This is a genomic window from Streptomyces sp. NPDC058620 (genome assembly GCF_042717135.1).
Classification (GTDB): domain Bacteria; phylum Actinomycetota; class Actinomycetes; order Streptomycetales; family Streptomycetaceae; genus Streptomyces.
Map to the genome: position 1 here is coordinate 20,870 of NZ_JBHXQO010000023.1, position 15,440 is coordinate 36,309.

The 15,440-nt window shown below is 70.6% G+C and carries 12 protein-coding genes and 1 pseudogene; 8 read left to right on the top strand and 5 right to left on the bottom strand.

The window, feature by feature from the left end:
- Positions 1-60 precede the first annotated feature (60 nt).
- Together rpe and ACFWSK_RS21410 are read left to right on the top strand one after the other, a co-directional pair.
- The gene (rpe, locus tag ACFWSK_RS21405; protein ID WP_383788488.1) at positions 61-744 is read left to right on the top strand and encodes a ribulose-phosphate 3-epimerase; all 684 of its coding nucleotides are present in this window, start codon (positions 61-63) and stop codon (positions 742-744) included.
- 79 nt (positions 745-823) lie between these two features.
- Positions 824-1,873 carry a sugar-binding transcriptional regulator gene (locus ACFWSK_RS21410; RefSeq protein ID WP_383788490.1) on the top strand — a complete coding sequence of 350 codons (1,050 nt, stop codon included), beginning with the start codon at positions 824-826 and terminating at the stop codon, positions 1,871-1,873.
- A gap of 57 nt (positions 1,874-1,930) precedes the next feature.
- Here ACFWSK_RS21410 and ACFWSK_RS21415 read toward each other — a convergent pair whose 3' ends face one another.
- Positions 1,931-2,989, bottom strand: a complete 1,059-nt coding sequence (locus tag ACFWSK_RS21415) for a terpene cyclase (RefSeq protein ID WP_383788493.1) — start codon at positions 2,987-2,989, stop codon at positions 1,931-1,933.
- Between the two features lie 297 nt (positions 2,990-3,286).
- Between ACFWSK_RS21415 and ACFWSK_RS21420 the strand changes: the two genes are divergently transcribed.
- The 5 genes from ACFWSK_RS21420 to ACFWSK_RS21440 all read left to right on the top strand — a co-directional run bounded on the left by ACFWSK_RS21420 (position 3,287) and on the right by ACFWSK_RS21440 (position 9,828).
- Positions 3,287-4,753, top strand: coding sequence for a GuaB1 family IMP dehydrogenase-related protein (locus ACFWSK_RS21420; protein ID WP_383788496.1), 1,467 nt, complete (start codon positions 3,287-3,289; stop codon positions 4,751-4,753).
- A gap of 192 nt (positions 4,754-4,945) precedes the next feature.
- Positions 4,946-6,403: an aldehyde dehydrogenase family protein gene (locus ACFWSK_RS21425; RefSeq protein ID WP_383788498.1), complete on the top strand. Its 1,458-nt coding sequence runs from the start codon at positions 4,946-4,948 to the stop codon at positions 6,401-6,403.
- 109 nt (positions 6,404-6,512) lie between these two features.
- Positions 6,513-6,971, top strand: coding sequence for an Lrp/AsnC family transcriptional regulator (locus ACFWSK_RS21430; protein ID WP_383788501.1), 459 nt, complete (start codon positions 6,513-6,515; stop codon positions 6,969-6,971).
- A gap of 312 nt (positions 6,972-7,283) precedes the next feature.
- Positions 7,284-8,081 carry a carbon-nitrogen hydrolase family protein gene (locus ACFWSK_RS21435; protein WP_383788504.1) on the top strand — a complete coding sequence of 266 codons (798 nt, stop codon included), beginning with the start codon at positions 7,284-7,286 and terminating at the stop codon, positions 8,079-8,081.
- A 55-nt stretch (positions 8,082-8,136) separates the two neighbouring features.
- On the top strand, positions 8,137-9,828 hold the full coding sequence (locus tag ACFWSK_RS21440) for a flavin monoamine oxidase family protein (RefSeq protein ID WP_383788506.1): 1,692 nt from the start codon (positions 8,137-8,139) through the stop codon (positions 9,826-9,828).
- A 64-nt stretch (positions 9,829-9,892) separates the two neighbouring features.
- On the opposite strand, the gene ACFWSK_RS21445 is transcribed toward ACFWSK_RS21440, so the two are convergent.
- The 4 genes and pseudogenes from ACFWSK_RS21445 to ACFWSK_RS21460 all read right to left on the bottom strand — a co-directional run bounded on the left by ACFWSK_RS21445 (position 9,893) and on the right by ACFWSK_RS21460 (position 14,007).
- Entirely contained in the window at positions 9,893-10,927 is a 1,035-nt protein-coding gene (locus tag ACFWSK_RS21445) for a hydroxyacid dehydrogenase (RefSeq protein ID WP_383788508.1), read from the bottom strand.
- Between the two features lie 137 nt (positions 10,928-11,064).
- Positions 11,065-11,211: pseudogene (locus tag ACFWSK_RS21450) on the bottom strand (DUF5995 family protein); the annotation flags it as partial.
- A gap of 14 nt (positions 11,212-11,225) precedes the next feature.
- The gene (locus ACFWSK_RS21455) at positions 11,226-12,620 is read right to left on the bottom strand and encodes a uracil-xanthine permease family protein (RefSeq protein WP_383788511.1); all 1,395 of its coding nucleotides are present in this window, start codon (positions 12,618-12,620) and stop codon (positions 11,226-11,228) included.
- A 157-nt stretch (positions 12,621-12,777) separates the two neighbouring features.
- A complete protein-coding gene (locus ACFWSK_RS21460) occupies positions 12,778-14,007 on the bottom strand; it encodes an MFS transporter (RefSeq protein WP_383788513.1) in 1,230 nt (409 codons plus the stop codon).
- Positions 14,008-14,145: 138 nt separating this feature from the next.
- Between ACFWSK_RS21460 and ACFWSK_RS21465 the strand changes: the two genes are divergently transcribed.
- Positions 14,146-15,342: an ROK family protein gene (locus ACFWSK_RS21465; protein ID WP_383788516.1), complete on the top strand. Its 1,197-nt coding sequence runs from the start codon at positions 14,146-14,148 to the stop codon at positions 15,340-15,342.
- The last annotated feature ends 98 nt before the right edge of the window (positions 15,343-15,440 follow it).

The following is a 15,440-nucleotide window of genomic DNA, read 5'->3' on the forward strand; positions in this document are numbered from 1 at the left end:
CGTGAGGCTTTGGGACGCACCGAGGCGGGGAACTGGCGCGGAACGTGGCAGGCTGGGGGCATGGCCCAGATCAACCCCAGCATCCTGTCCGCCGACTTCGCGCGTCTCGCCGAGGAGGCGAAGGCCGTCGAAGGCGCCGACTGGCTCCATGTCGACGTGATGGACAACCACTTTGTGCCCAACCTGACGCTCGGTGTGCCGATCGTGGAGGCCCTGAGCAAAGCCACGGACACTCCGCTGGACTGCCATCTCATGATCGAGGACGCGGACCGCTGGGCGCCGCAGTACGTCGAGGCGGGCGCCGGCTCCGTCACCTTCCACGTGGAGGCCGCGGCGGCGCCGGTGCGGCTGGCCAGGGAGATCAGGGCGAAGGGGGCGCGCGCCTCGATGGCGCTGAAGCCCGCCACGCCCATCGAGCCGTACGAGGATCTCCTCCCCGAACTCGACATGCTGTTGATCATGACGGTGGAGCCGGGCTTCGGCGGCCAGTCTTTCCTCGACATCATGCTGCCGAAGATCCGCCGCACCCGTGAGCTGATCTCGAAGCACGGTCTCGAACTGTGGCTCCAGGTGGACGGCGGAGTCTCCGCCACCACCATCGAACGGTGCGCCGAAGCCGGCGCCGATGTCTTCGTCGCGGGCTCCGCGGTGTACGGGGCCGGGGATCCGGCCGAGGCGGTGCGGGGACTGAGGGCCCAGGCGGACGCGGCGACGGCCGGCGCGTCCTGGGCATGCGACCACTGAACCAAGGGCAGATGAACGCGGCCCGACGTGGCTGATCAAGGATCGCCGGATCTGACAGGATGAACGGCGTATCGAGCGTGTGAACAGCAGTGAGGAGATCGCGGTGTCTGGCATCTCGGCGGGTCGGTCAGCCATGCGGATGGGACCCGCGGAGCTGGTGCAGGCGGCGGCCATGGCCCGCCGGTTCTACCTCGAGGGAAAGTCGAAGATCCAGATCGCCGAGGAGTTCGGCGTCAGCCGCTTCAAGGTGGCCCGGGTTCTGGAGACCGCCCTCGAGCGTGATCTCGTACGCATCGAGATCCGAGTGCCGGCCGAGCTGGACGCGGAGCGCTCCGACGCGCTCAGAGCCCGCTACGGGCTGCGCCACGCGGTCGTGGTCGAGTCCCCGGCCGAGGAGCAGGAGGATGCCCCCGACCCGGAGAACCTGGGCGAGGTCGCGGCCGATCTTCTCGGCGAACTGGTGAACGAAGGCGATGTCCTGGGACTGGCCTGGGGCCGGTCCACCATTCACATGGCGGCGGCCCTCGACCGGCTGCCCCCGTGCACCGTCGTGCAGCTCACCGGGGTGTACGACGCGGGAACGGCCGAGCGCGGCTCGGTCGAGGCGGTCCGCCGCGCGGCACAGGTGTCCGGCGGCGAGGCGCACCCGATCTACGCGCCGATGCTCCTGCCGGACCCGGCGACGGCGGCCGCGCTGCGGCACCAGACGGGCATCGCCCGCGCCTTCGAGTACTTCGACAAGGTGACGGTCGCCGCCGTCTCCATCGGTTCCTGGGAGCCGGGCATCTCCACCGTCCACGACATGCTCTCGGACGAGGAGCGTGCGCACTACGCCTCGCTCGGCGTCGCGGCCGAGATGTCCGCGCACCTCTTCGACGCCGCGGGGCGCAGGGTCGGACGCGACCTCGGCGAGCGGTGCATCACGGTGGAGGCGGACCGGCTGCGCCGGATTCCCGAGGTGGTGGCGATCGCGGGCGGCCAGCGCAAGGCGGCGGCGATCGGCGCGGTCCTGCGGTCCGGCCTGGTCACCAGCCTGGTGACGGACACGGCCGCCGCGGACTTCCTGCTGACGGAGTCGGCGGCCGGCGCCCGTCCGGCGCTGGAGCGGGCGGACCCGGACAGCGTCTGACCAGCAGCGGAGTGGACGGAAGGCCGGGCGCGGGGTGCGCCCGGCCTTCCTCGTCGCTCAGCCCTTCCGGGCGTCGCTCACGCTCTCCGCCGGGCGCCGGGCGGAGAAACCGAGGACGGTCTCCTCCAGGTACTCCTCCGGCTCCTCGTACTGGCTGACGTCCGCCGGGTTGTAGCGGGGGGTGAGCCGGGACCAGTCCAGATTCCCGCGCATCCAGCTGCGCATGCCGTCCAGATACGGGACGAGTACCTCGGCCAGCTGCGGATACATCTCCAGCAGCTCGTCCTCGGCCGTGAGGAAGCGCTCGGTCTCGGAGGCTATCCGGGCGCAGACGTGGTCGATGGCCTGCTGTTCCCCGTAGCCCCGGTGGTGGCGAACCAGGTGCACGAGGTTGTGGATCTCGCCGAGGACCTGTTCCTTCTCGAAGGAGTAGACGTCATTGGCCCAGCACACCACGTTGCACGAGGCCTCCAGCGCGGTGATGAAGCGGGGGTCGTTGTGAATCGACTCCGGTGCCTCGATTCCGGCGACGATCTCTATCAGATCCATGCAGACGTGGATCGCGCCGGTGTGCCGCCGCTTGGCGATGTACGTCTCCTCCGAGGGCACCACGCCGTCGGCCCGGTTGCCGGCCTCCCAGCTGGTGGCCGTCGTCAGATACGTGGTGAGGTGCCAGGCGAAGCGTCTGCGCCAGTGCGTCGCCGTACCGGGGGTCGTGCGCGCCCACAGATCCTCCAGGGCGACGACGGCGGCCGGGAGCTCGCCGTCGGGTACCGGGGCGGTTTCCATGCCGTCCACCACGGCGAGCATGCGGGCGACCACGTCGCGTACACGTTCAGGATCGCGGCCGAGCTGGCCGTCGTCGAGCTGGTCGTCGACGAGGAACAGCCAGACGAACCAGTCGGCCACCAGATCGAGGTGCTCGCCGCCGGCCGTCGGATAGACCATGCCGACGAAGGAGCCGAAGTCGGCTTGTTCGAATCTGGCTCTCGCGGACTCCCTGTGTACGAGGCCGGTCCGGCGTGTCCAGGTGTCGAGGTGCTCACGGGTCTGCCCGACGTGCGGACTGGTCCGCTGGGGGAACGGGCAGTAGATGTCCGGCAGTTCGCTCTCCACGGGCGGATCCGAATCCTCTCCGGTCAAACGCGTGACAGGTGTTCCGGCTGCTGATCGTCGGCTCTGCGGATACCTCTGAGACCTGCGGATTTGAAGCTACCTGACCCCTTGTCACCGGGTCCAGGGATGGTGATCACGAATGGTTCGAATCCCGTTCGGGTAGGGTCCGTGGGTAAGGCAGGTTCCACTTGCCCGGCCCTCCCGACCTCCTCCTTGGAGGAAAAGATGAAAGCGGGGGTCTTTTGCTGTGTCTTCGTGGAAACGACCTGCACCGTTTCGTATGAAAAAATGAGTGTTATGCGTTTTCTTGAGCCGGGTACCGGTCGCTACACAGAGTCTCCCTCGGTCCCGTACGACCTCACCTACGACGATGTCTTCATGGTTCCCGGACGCTCGGCGGTCGGGTCCCGGCAGGGTGTGGATCTCTCCTCGCCCGACGGAACCGGCACCACCATCCCGCTCGTCGTCGCCAACATGACCGCGATCGCGGGCCGCCGGATGGCCGAAACCATCGCACGCCGCGGTGGTCTCGTCGTCATTCCCCAGGACATCCCGATCGAGGTCGTGACCGAGGTCATCAGCTGGGTCAAGACCCGCCACCTCGTACTGGACACCCCGATCGTGCTGGCCCCGGGGCAGACCGTCGCGGACGCCCTCTCCCTGCTGCACAAGCGTGCCCACGGCGCTGGCGTCGTCATCGACGACGAGTACCGCCCCGTCGGCGTCGTCACCGAGCACGACCTGACCGGCGTCGACCGCTTCACGCAGCTCACCGAGGTCATGTCGAAGGACCTGGTCCTGCTGGACGCGGACATCGACCCGCGCGACGCCTTCAACAAGCTCGACGGCGCCAACCGCAAGCTCGCCCCCGCCGTGGACGCGGACGGCAGGCTCGTCGGCATCCTCACCCGTAAGGCCGCACTGCGCGCGACTCTTTACACCCCCGCCACCGACGCGGCGGGCAAGCTGCGCATCGCCGCGGCCGTCGGCATCAACGGCGACGTCGCGAGCAAGGCCAAGCAGCTGCTCGACGCGGGCGCCGACACGCTCGTCGTCGACACCGCGCACGGCCACCAGGAGTCCATGATCGCCGCGGTCAGGGCCGTCCGCGCGCTCGACCCCCAGGTACCGATCGTCGCGGGCAACATCGTGGCCGCCGAAGGCGTGCGCGACCTGATCGAGGCCGGCGCGGACATCATCAAGGTCGGTGTCGGACCCGGCGCCATGTGCACCACCCGGATGATGACCGGGGTGGGCAGGCCCCAGTTCTCCGCCGTCCTGGAGTGCGCCGCCGAGGCGAAGAAGTACGGCAAGCACGTCTGGGCCGACGGCGGTGTCCGTCACCCGCGCGATGTCGCGATGGCACTCGCCGCGGGCGCGTCCAACGTGATGATCGGCTCCTGGTTCGCCGGTACGTACGAGTCGCCGGGCGACCTCCAGCAGTCCGCCGACGGGCGCTTCTACAAGGAGTCCTTCGGCATGGCATCGGCGCGCGCGGTGAAGAACCGTACGTCGGAGGAGTCCGCGTACGACCGGGCACGCAAGGCGCTCTTCGAGGAGGGCATCTCCACCTCGCGGATGTTCCTGGACCCGACCCGGCCCGGCGTCGAGGATCTGATCGACTCGATCATCGCCGGTGTCCGCTCCTCCTGCACCTACGCGGGCGCGGCCTCCCTGGAGGAGTTCGCGGAGAAGGCGGTCGTCGGTGTGCAGAGCGCCGCCGGATACGCCGAAGGCAAGCCGCTGCATGCCAGCTGGAGTTGATCCCGCCCCGTAAGTAACAGCTCAGCCCTTCCCGGTGATTGATGCCGGGAGGGGCTTTTGCGTGGGCTCGTCCCGGCGTCCGGCGCCGTTCCGGTGGGGCTCCCGTGGCGTTCCGTGGCCGCTTCAACTCGGTTGAAAATTAAGTAATATGAAGCACAATCAGCTGCCCGCCTCTCTGCGGTAAGGGATCTCATGTCCTTCTTCACTGACCTGGCCCACCAGTACATCGACGGCGAGTGGAGGCCGGGGAAGGGGTCGTGGGACATCATCGACTTCAACCCGTACAACGGGGAGAAGCTCGCGTCGATCCCGGTCGCCACGGCCGACGAGGTGGACCAGGCGTACCGTGCGGCCGAGCGGGCCCAGCAGGCGTGGGCGGACACCAACCCGTACGCCAGGCGGGGTGTGCTGGAGAAGGCGCTGCGGATCGTCGAGGAGCGCGAGCCCGAGATCAGTGAGGCGATCGTCGCCGAGCTGGGCGGCACGCGGCTCAAGGCGGCCTTCGAGATACACCTGGCCAAGGAGTTCCTGCGCGAGGCGATCCAGCTCGCGCTGCGGCCCGCCGGGCAGATACTCCCCTCCCCGACCGAGGGCAAGGAGAACCGGGTCTACCGGGTGCCCGTCGGCGTCGTGGGTGTCATCAGCCCCTTCAACTTCCCCTTCCTGCTGTCGCTCAAGTCGGTCGCTCCCGCGCTGGCCCTCGGCAACGCCGTGGTGCTCAAGCCGCACCAGAACACCCCGATCTGCGGCGGCACGCTGCTGGCCAAGGTGTTCGAGGACGCGGGGCTGCCCGCCGGTCTCCTGAACGTCGTGGTCACCGACATCGCCGAGATCGGCGACAAGCTGCTGGAACACCCCGTCCCGCAGGTCATCTCCTTCACCGGTTCGGACAAGGTGGGCCGGCACGTCGCGACCGTCTGCGCGGCGAACCTGAAGCGCGCCGTACTCGAACTGGGCGGCAACAGCGCGCTCATCGTGCTCGACGACGCCGATGTGGACTACGCCGTCGACGCGGCCGTCTTCAGCCGGTACATCCACCAGGGCCAGGTCTGCATGGCCGCCAACCGGATCCTGGTCGACCGCGCGGTGGAGAAGGAGTTCACCGAGAAGTTCGTCGCCAAGGTGGCCTCTCTGCGGGTCGGCGACCCGGCCGACCCGGCGACCCAGATCGGCCCGCTGATCAACTCCTCGCAGGCCGAAGCGGTGTCCAGGCTGGTGGACCAGACCGTGGAGGCCGGCGCGACGGCGCTGCTGCACGGCCGGGCCGACGGCAACGTGGTGAGCCCGTCCGTGCTCACCGGGCTCGCCGCCGACTCGCCCGTCCTGCACCAGGAGATCTTCGGCCCCGTCGCGCTGCTGGTGCCGTTCGACGGCGAGGACGAGGCGGTACGCATCGCCAACGACACCCCGTACGGGCTGAGCGGCGCCGTGCACACCGGCAACGTCGAGCGCGGTGTACGGGTCGGGCAGCGCATCCACACCGGGATGATCCACATCAACGACGGCACGGTTCACGACGAGCCCATCGTCCCGTTCGGCGGCGAGAAGGCGTCGGGGCTTGGCCGGCTGAACGGTGAGTCGATGATCGAGGCGTTCACCACGCAGAAGTGGATCTCGGTGCAGCACGGGCGCTCGCAGTTCCCGTTCTGACCGGTCGGTGGCGGTGAGCGCGCCGCGGGTGGGCGCGCATGGTCTACTTCGGGGGCGGCGGCAGTGCCGTCGCCCCCGAACCGGCCCGCAGAGAAGTGAACCGCCCGAAGTGCGCCTGAACGACCTCGACGAACGCATCGTCCACGCCCTCGCCGAAGACGCCCGGCGCTCCTACGCCGACATCGGCGCGGTGGTCGGGCTGTCCGCCCCCGCCGTGAAACGCCGTGTCGACCGGCTGCGTGCCGAGGGGGCCATCACCGGGTTCACCGTGCGGGTGGACCCGGCGGCGCTGGGCTGGGAGACCGAGGGGTTCATCGAGATCTACTGCAGCCGCAACACCTCGCCCGAGGCGATCAAGCGCGGGCTCGCGGTGTATCCGGAGGTGGCGTCGGCCTCGACGGTCACGGGTGAGGCGGACGCGATCGTGCAGGTCTTCGCCGCGGACATGAGGCACTTCGAGCAGGTGCTTGAGCGGATCGCGGGGGAGCCGTACGTGGAGCGGACGAAGTCCGTGCTCGTGCTGTCGCCGTTGCTGCGGCGGTATTCGGCGGGGTCGCCGCCGGCGTGAGCGGCGCGTGTGGCGTGTGACTTGTTCCCAATCGCCGGATGGGCCCGAGTCCGGACGGGCCCGAGTCCGGACGGGCCCGAGTCCGGCCGGGGCTCGCTCATGGGTGCGGACGGGCCCGGTCCCGGTCCGGGGGTGAGACCCAGATCACCCTTCTGACCTGCGAAGACGTCCGGCGCAATGAATCGCCGTGGTGGAGTCGGCAGGCGCAATGGATCGTCGCCGGGGCGCAATGCTCGCGCCTTGTCCGGGGGGATCGGCGGGCCGTACGGTCAATACGTCTCCCCACCCCGCCCGCACCGTCCGAGGTCAGCCATGCCGTCGTTGCGTACCGCCCTGCTCCAGAGTTCCGGCCGGCCCGGTGCCGTGGACGAGAACCTCAGGGTTCTCGACGAGGCCGCCGGACGTGCCGCCGCGGCCGGGGCGCAGCTGCTCGTCTGTCCCGAGATGTTCCTGACCGGCTATGCCATCGGCGACGACGTCCCCCGGCTGGCGGAAGCCTCCGACGGCCCCGGTGCGCAGGCCGTCGCGGACATCGCCGTACGGCACGGGCTCGCGGTGCTCTACGGGTACCCGGAGCGCTCCGGGGAGCGGATCTTCAACGCGGCGCAGCTCATCGGGCCGGACGGGGCGACGCTCGCCAACTACCGCAAGACCCATCTCTTCGGCTGCTTCGAGCAGGAGTGGTTCACCCCCGGTGAGCAGCCCGTGGTGCAGGCCGAGCTCGGTGGCGTACGCATCGGCCTCCTGATCTGTTACGACGTCGAGTTCCCGGAGAACGTCCGGGCGCACGCACTCGCCGGCACCGGTCTGCTGCTGGTGCCGACCGCCCAGATGCACCCCTTCCAGTTCGTCGCCGAATCCGTCGTGCCGGTACGTGCCTTCGAGAGCCAGATGTACGTGGCGTACGTCAACAGGACTGGCCAGGAAGGCGAGTTCGACTTCGTCGGCCTGAGCTGTCTTGCCGGGCCCGACGGTGTGGTGCGGGTCCGCGCCGGCCGGGGCGAGGAGCTCGTCATCGGCGAGGTCGACCCCGAGGTGCTGACCGCCTCGCGCGCCGCCAACCCGTATCTGAAGGACCGCCGCCCCGGCCTCTACGGCTCCCTCGCCTGAGCCCGCCCCCTCGTCACACCCCGTTCCACTGTTTCGCGCAAGGAGTCCCCACCCCATGACGTCCACGGTGCCCAACGCCGTCCAGCACACCGACGCGCAGCCGCCGATCACCATGTTCGGGCCGGACTTCCCCTACGCGTACGACGACTTCCTCGCCCACCCGGCGGGCATCGGCCAGATCCCGGCCACCGAGCACGGAGCCGAGGTCGCCGTCATCGGCGGTGGGCTCTCGGGCATCATCGCCGCCTACGAGCTGATGAAGATGGGGCTCAAGCCCGTCGTCTACGAGGCGGACCAGATCGGTGGCCGGCTGCGTACGGTCGGCTTCGAGGGCTGCGACCCCGAACTGACCGCCGAAATGGGCGCGATGCGCTTCCCGCCGTCCTCCACGGCGCTCCAGCACTACATCGACCTGGTGGGGCTGGAGACCAAGCCGTTCCCCAACCCGCTGTCCCCGGCCACCCCGTCGACCGTCGTCGACCTCAAGGGCGAGTCGCACTACGCGGAGACCATCGCCGACCTGCCGCAGGTCTACCGCGATGTCATGGACGCCTGGAACGCCTGCCTGGAGGAGGGCGCGGACTTCTCCGACATGAACCGCGCGATGCGCGATCGCGACATCCCGCGCATCAGGGAGATCTGGGCGAAGCTCGTCGAGAAGTTCGACAACCAGACCTTCTACGGCTTCCTCTGCGACTCCGAAGCCTTCAAGTCCTTCCGGCACCGCGAGATCTTCGGTCAGGTCGGCTTCGGCACCGGCGGCTGGGACACCGACTTCCCCAACTCCATCCTGGAGATCCTGCGCGTCGTCTACAGCGAGGCGGACGACCACCACCGCGGCATCGTGGGCGGCAGCCAGCAGCTGCCGCTGCGCCTCTGGGACCGCGAACCGCAGAAGATCGTCCACTGGCCGCTGGGCACGTCACTCGCCTCCCTGCACAACGGCGAGCCGCGCCCCGCCGTGACCCGGCTGAACCGCACCGCGGGCAACAAGATCACCGTCACCGACGCGAGCGGCGACATCCGTACGTACCGCGCCGCGATCTTCACCGCGCAGTCCTGGCTGCTGCTCTCCAAGATCGCCTGTGACGACGCGCTCTTCCCGATCGACCACTGGACGGCGATGGAGCGCACCCACTACATGGAGTCGTCCAAGCTGTTCGTCCCGGTCGACCGGCCGTTCTGGCTGGACAAGGACGAGATCACCGGCCGGGACACCATGTCGATGACGCTGACCGACCGGATGACCCGGGGTACGTACCTCCTCGACGAGGGCCCGGACAAGCCGGCCGTCATCTGTCTCTCGTACACCTGGTGCGACGACAGCCTGAAGTGGCTGCCGCTCTCGCCGAACGAGCGCATGGACGTCATGCTGAAGTCGCTCGGCGAGATCTATCCGAACGTGGACATCCGCAAGCACATCATCGGCAACCCGGTGACCGTGTCCTGGGAGAACGAGCCCTACTTCATGGGCGCGTTCAAGGCCAACCTGCCGGGCCACTACCGCTACCAGCGGCGGCTGTTCACCCACTTCATGCAGGACCGGCTGCCCGCCGACAAGCGGGGTGTCTTCCTCGCGGGCGACGACATCTCCTGGACGGCCGGATGGGCCGAGGGCGCCGTGCAGACCGCGCTCAACGCCGTCTGGGGTGTGATGAACCAGTTCGGCGGTGCCACGGACGCGACGAACCCCGGCCCCGGCGACGTGTTCGACGAGATCAGCCCGGTCGAGCTTCCGGAGGACTGAGAACGGCCGTCACGCGGGCCGGCAGCGCTGCGCCGCGCACGGGGGTGTGGGCGCGGGGGCGCTCTCAGCGCAGGCGGGTGAGCGCGTCGACGCCGACCGCGTGGGCCGGGGGCCGCCCGGACAGCAGTCGCAGCACTTCGTCGACGGCGCTCGCCCCGAGCCGCTGCCGGCACTCGACGCTCCCCGCCGCCTGATGCGGGGTGAGCAGCACATTGGGCAGGGTGCGGAACGGGTGATCGGCGGGCAGCGGCTCGGCGTCGAACACATCGATGGCGGCGTCCAGCCGGCCGGAGTTGAGCTCCGCCAGCAGGGCGTCCTCGTCCACCAGCCACGATCTGGCGGTGTTCACGAGACCGGCCCCGTCCGGCATCAGCGCCAGTTGCGCCGCGCCGATCATGCGGTGGGTCTCCTCGGTGACCGGCGCGTGCACGGCGACGATCCTGCTGCGCGAAAGCAGCGTCTCCAGGGGGACGGCGCTCACGCCGAGCGCCGCCGCGTCCTCGTCGGACAGGAACGGGTCGCTGACGCTCACCCGCGCTCCCATCGCCCGCACCATCGCGATGTAGGCACGGCCGGTACGGGACGCCCCGATCACCCCGATCTCGCTGCCGTGGATCTCGTGACGCGGCGGCGCCTGGCTCGCGGCCGCCCACTCCGCGCCGCCCCGCAGGGCATGGTCGAAGCGCTGGATGCGGTGCAGCAGGGCGAGCGTGAAGGCGAGCGCGACCTCGGCGACCGGCCTCGCCATCTCGTCCCCGGCCTGCGTGACCAGGACCCGGCGACGGAAGACGTCCTCGGTGACGTACGGGGCGACGGCGGAGCCGGTGTGCGCGATCAGCTCCAACGCGTCCGCCACGTCGAGGAGTTCCCCGTCGGCCTGGGGACTGCGCCAGGAGGTGATGAGCGCGCGGGCGCCCGGAAGCGCGCCGAGCAGCGCCGCCCGGTCACGGTGCTCGTCGAGGACGGTCAGCTCCGCCGCCCGCTCCAACTCCCCCCAGACCTCGGGGGTGAAGAACTCGGCGCGCAGGTGCGGCGGTACGGAGACGACCACCCGGGGGCGGTCGGAGCGGACGGAACGGGCGTCAGGAGAGCCAGGCATCGAGGTGCTCCGCAATGAAGGCGTCGTCGGTCAGCCAAGGGTAGGACCTGGATACGCGCGTGATCTCTCCGGCCTGTCCCGGCGAGGAGCGGACCGGGGCAGGGTCAGCGGCACGGCGTGAGCAGACAGCGCCCCACCAGTCCCGCGCCGAGGTGCGCGTCGATCCCCGCGAGCGCGAACTGCGCGGGGTGTACGCCGGGGTGGCGCCGGTACTGGAACAGCGGACGCCAGCACGCGGGCAGGCGCAGACCCGCCGCGGCGGTGTCCACCGCCGCCAGCCGCCCCGGCCCGTAGCGCCTCAGCCCTTCGCGGGGGGCTTCTCCTCGTCGTAGGTGGAGGTGCCCGAGTCCAGCAGGGGCTCCTGGGTCTTGAGGTGGGCCGGTGCGAAGGCCCGCAGCACGTGGTAGCCGGTGATCACGACGATGGTGCCGAGGGCGATGCCGCTCAGCTCGAAGTTGTCGGTGATCTTCAGGCTGACTCCGCCGACGCCGATGATGATGCCCGCCGCGGCCGGTACGAGGTTGAGCGGGTTACGCAGATCGACCTTGGCGTTCGTCCAGATCTGGGCGCCCAGGAGGCCGATCATGCCGTACAGGATGACGGTGATACCGCCGAGCACACCACCGGGGATCGCGGCGACGACCGCGCCGAACTTGGGGCAGAGCCCGAAGAGTAGGGCGAAACAGGCGGCGGCCCAGTAGGCGGCGGTGGAGTAGACCCGAGTCGCGGCCATCACACCGATGTTCTCGGAGTACGTGGTGTTGGGCGGGCCGCCCACCGCGGTGGAGAGCATGGAGGCGGCGCCGTCGGCCGCGATGGCCGTGCCCAGCTTGTCGTCGAGCGAGTCACCGGTCATCTCGCCGACGGCCTTCACATGCCCCGCGTTCTCCGCGACCAGCGCGATCACGACGGGCAGGGCCACCAGGATCGCGGACCACTCGAAGCTGGGGGCGTGGAAGGAAGGAAGCCCGATCCAGTCGGCCTGCGAGACGGCGGAGAGGTCCAGCCGCCAGTGGTCGACGGCCTCGGCGCCGCCCGCCGGGGAGTGGATCTTCCCGAAGACGCTGTCGAGCGCCCAGGACAGCGCGTAACCGAAGACCAGACCGAGGAAGATCGCGATCCGGGAGAAGAATCCGCGCAGACAGACCACGGCCAGTCCGGTGAACAGCATCACCAGCAGCGCCGTCCACTGGTCCTGGGGCCAGTACGTCGACGCCGTGACGGGCGCCAGGTTGAAACCGATCAGCATGACGACCGCGCCGGTCACCACGGGCGGCATCGCCGCGTGGATGATCCGCGCGCCGAACCGCTGCACCGCGAGACCCACCAGGAACAGCACCGCGCCGACCACGAGGACCGCGCCCGTGATGGTCGCACTGCTACCCCCGCTCGCCCGGATCGTCGCCGCGACACCGACGAAGGAGAGCGAACAGCCGAGATAGCTGGGCACCCTGCCCTTCGTCGCCAGCAGGAAGATCACCGTCGCGACGCCGGACATCATGATCGCGAGGTTCGGGTCCAGGCCCATGAGCACCGGGGCGACGAACGAGGCGCCGAACATGGCCACCACGTGCTGGGCGCCCAGCCCGAACGTACGGGGCCAGGAGAGCCGCTCGTCCGGGCGCACCACGGCCCCCGGCGCGGGGGTCTTCCCGTCGCCGTGCAAGGTCCAGCGCACGCCGAGGCCGCCCATGGTCGCTCCCTGTGTGTCCGTGCGGAGTGTTCACCGCGCATGTCCGAGCGGAGTGTTCTCCCGCGGAAAAGATCAGCGCCATGCTAATGCCGCAGGCTGCGGTACTCGGCAGCGCCCCGGGCACCGGGGCCGCGGGCCGGCCCCGGTGCGGCCGGTCTCAGATGCCGGTTCCCGCCTTGGCGGGCGACGGGTCCGGGACGCCGCCGCCCGTGGACGTACGGTCTGCCCCGCGGAGCACGCCCGCGCACAGCACCAGGCTGAAGGCCAGCACCGTCACCAGGCCGAACGACACGATCAGCGAGGTCACCTCCGCCAGCGAACCGATCATGGAGGGCGCGATGAGCCCGGAGGTGTACGTGATGGTGGCGACGCCCGCGATCGCCTGGCTCGGGTTGGGACCACTGCGCCCCGCGGCGGCGAACGCCAGCGGGACGACGACGGCGACCCCGAGGCCGAGCAGTCCGAAGCCGCACATGGCCAGGACCGCGTTCGGTGCCAGGACCACGAGCAGCCCGCCCACCGTCGCCAGCCCGCCGCCGACCCGGACCGTCCTGACCGCGCCGAAGCGGTCCACGACCCTGTCACCGGCGATCCTGGCCACCGCCATCGTCAGCGCGAACGCCGTCGTGGACGCGGCGGCCAGCCCGGCGGAGCTGCCCATGATGTCCTTGAGATAGACCGCGGACCAGTCCAGGCTGGCCCCCTCGGCGAACACCGCGCAGAAGCCCACCGCGCCGATGGCCAGCGCCGACTTCGGCGGCAGGGTGAAGCGCGGCGGCGGTTCCTCGCCCGCCTCGCTCCGCAGATCCAGCACCCCCCGGCAGGCGATCAGCCCGAGTGCCGTGAGCGCGAGAGCGGCGATGGTGTGGTGCAGCCTGGCATCGGTGCCGAGGTGGGCGGCGACCGTGCCCGCCGCCGAGCCGATCAGGGCGCCGACGCTCCACATCCCGTGCAGCCCGGACATGATCGACTTGTCGAGCCGGTTCTCCACCTCGACGCCGAGCGCGTTCATCGCCACGTCCGACATCCCGGCCGTCGCTCCGTACACGAAGAGCGCCGCGCAGAGCGTCACCAGGTTCGGGGCCAGGGCCGGCAGGATCAGTGCCAGCGTCCAGAGCACCAGCAGTCCGCGCAGTGCGGTCCTGGCGCCGAAGCGGTGGCTAATCCGGCCGGCGAGCGGCATCGAGAGCGAGGCGCCGATCGCGGGGAAGGCGAGGGCCAGGCCGAGCTGTCCCGCACTCACCGAGGCGTGGTCCTGGATCCACGGCACCCGGGTGGCGAAACTGCCGGTCACCGCTCCGTGGACGGTGAAGACCGCGGCGACCGCGATCCTGGCCCGCCTCACCTGCTCCTTACCGAAGACCGTGTTGGTGGAATCCGTCGTCATACCGCCGTGCCCTCCCCTGGGAAATGTGGCCCACCGGGGTCCCGGCAGCCGTCTCCACAATGCGGGCAGTAAACTATCAGGAACCCTGCCTGATAAATAGACGGCGACCTCTGCGGCAGGATCTGGAAGGATCGCGGCATGCCCGCTTCACCGAGCACCGCCCGGGCCATCAACGACCGGCTCGCCCTGGAACTGCTCCAGCGGGACGGTCCCTTGACGGCCACGCAACTGAAAACGCTCACCGGACTCTCCCGCCCCACGGTCGCCGACCTCGTCGAGCGCCTCCAGGGGGCCGGGCTCATCCGGGTGGTCGGCGAGAGCGGTGCCGAGCGACGCGGGCCCAACGCCCGGCTGTACGGGATCGTCGCCGACCGCGCGCACCTCGCGGCCCTGGACGTGCGTACCGACAGCGTCGCCGTCGTCGTCGCCGACCTCCTCGGGGTGACGCTCGCCGAGGACACCCTGCCGATCGACGTCGGGACCGGCACCGGCCCGGCCATCGAGCAGGCCGTCGCACTGCTGGAACGCACGGCACGGCGGGCGGGCCCCGCACCCCTGCACAGTGTCGGCATCGGCGCCCCCGGGCTGATCGACCCGGCCACCGGGGAACTCCGCGACACCACCGGCCTGCCCGCCTGGCACCGGGGGCTCGTCGCCGCACTCCAGCAGCGGCTGCCCGCCACCGTGCTGGTGGAGAACGAGACCAACCTCGCGGCCGTCGCGGAGCAGCGCGCCGGCGCGGCCCGGGACCGCGACACCTTCGTGCTGCTCTGGCTCGGGCACGGCATCGGCGCCGCCGTCATGCTGGACGGCAGGCTGCGCCGCGGAGCCTCCGGCGGGGCGGGCGAGATCGGCTTCCTGCCCGTGCCGTGGACGACGGGCGTGCCCTCGGCCGTCAGCTGCGACGGCGGGTTCCACTCGCTGGCCGGCTCGGCCGCCGTCTGCGAGCTGGCCGCCCGGTACGGCGTACCGGCCGAGGCGCCGGCGGGTGCGCGCACCGGCGAACAGGACCCGGCCGCGGTGCACGCGGTCCAGGCCGCGCTGGCGGGGGCCGCGGACGGCGACGCCTTCCTGGACGCACTCGCCGACCGCGTCGCGCTCGGCGCCGCCGCCGTGGTCTCGGTGCTCGACCCGGGCTGTGTGGTCCTGGCGGGCGAGGTGGGCCACGCCGGCGGCGAGGAACTGGCCTCACGGGTGGAGGAGCGGCTGGCCAGGCTGTCGCCGCTGCCCACGGAAGTCAGGGCGGGAGCGCTCGGCGGAGCGGCGGTGCTGCGCGGGGCGCTGGTGGCGGCTCGCGAGGCCGCCCAGGACGCGCTGTTCGCGCCGGGCGGCTGACGCGACTCCGGTAGGTGCGCGCACATGGCCGTGCGGGGGGGGGGGGCGGGGGCGGGCCGCCCCGGCGCCCCGCGGGGGCGGCGCGACGGCCCCCCCCC

Excerpts from the sequence above, each read along its gene's own strand:
- ACFWSK_RS21435 (WP_383788504.1), top strand. The coding sequence starts at position 7,284 with ATGCCGTCGTTGCGTACCGCCCTGCTCCAGAGTTCCGGCCGGCCCGGT.
- ACFWSK_RS21455 (WP_383788511.1), bottom strand. The coding sequence starts at position 12,620 with ATGGGCGGCCTCGGCGTGCGCTGGACCTTGCACGGCGACGGGAAGACC.
- ACFWSK_RS21440 (WP_383788506.1), top strand. The coding sequence starts at position 8,137 with ATGACGTCCACGGTGCCCAACGCCGTCCAGCACACCGACGCGCAGCCG.
- ACFWSK_RS21425 (WP_383788498.1), top strand. The coding sequence starts at position 4,946 with ATGTCCTTCTTCACTGACCTGGCCCACCAGTACATCGACGGCGAGTGG.
- rpe (WP_383788488.1), top strand. The coding sequence starts at position 61 with ATGGCCCAGATCAACCCCAGCATCCTGTCCGCCGACTTCGCGCGTCTC.
- ACFWSK_RS21465 (WP_383788516.1), top strand. The coding sequence starts at position 14,146 with ATGCCCGCTTCACCGAGCACCGCCCGGGCCATCAACGACCGGCTCGCC.
- ACFWSK_RS21445 (WP_383788508.1), bottom strand. The coding sequence starts at position 10,927 with ATGCCTGGCTCTCCTGACGCCCGTTCCGTCCGCTCCGACCGCCCCCGG.
- ACFWSK_RS21420 (WP_383788496.1), top strand. The coding sequence starts at position 3,287 with ATGCGTTTTCTTGAGCCGGGTACCGGTCGCTACACAGAGTCTCCCTCG.
- ACFWSK_RS21460 (WP_383788513.1), bottom strand. The coding sequence starts at position 14,007 with ATGACGACGGATTCCACCAACACGGTCTTCGGTAAGGAGCAGGTGAGG.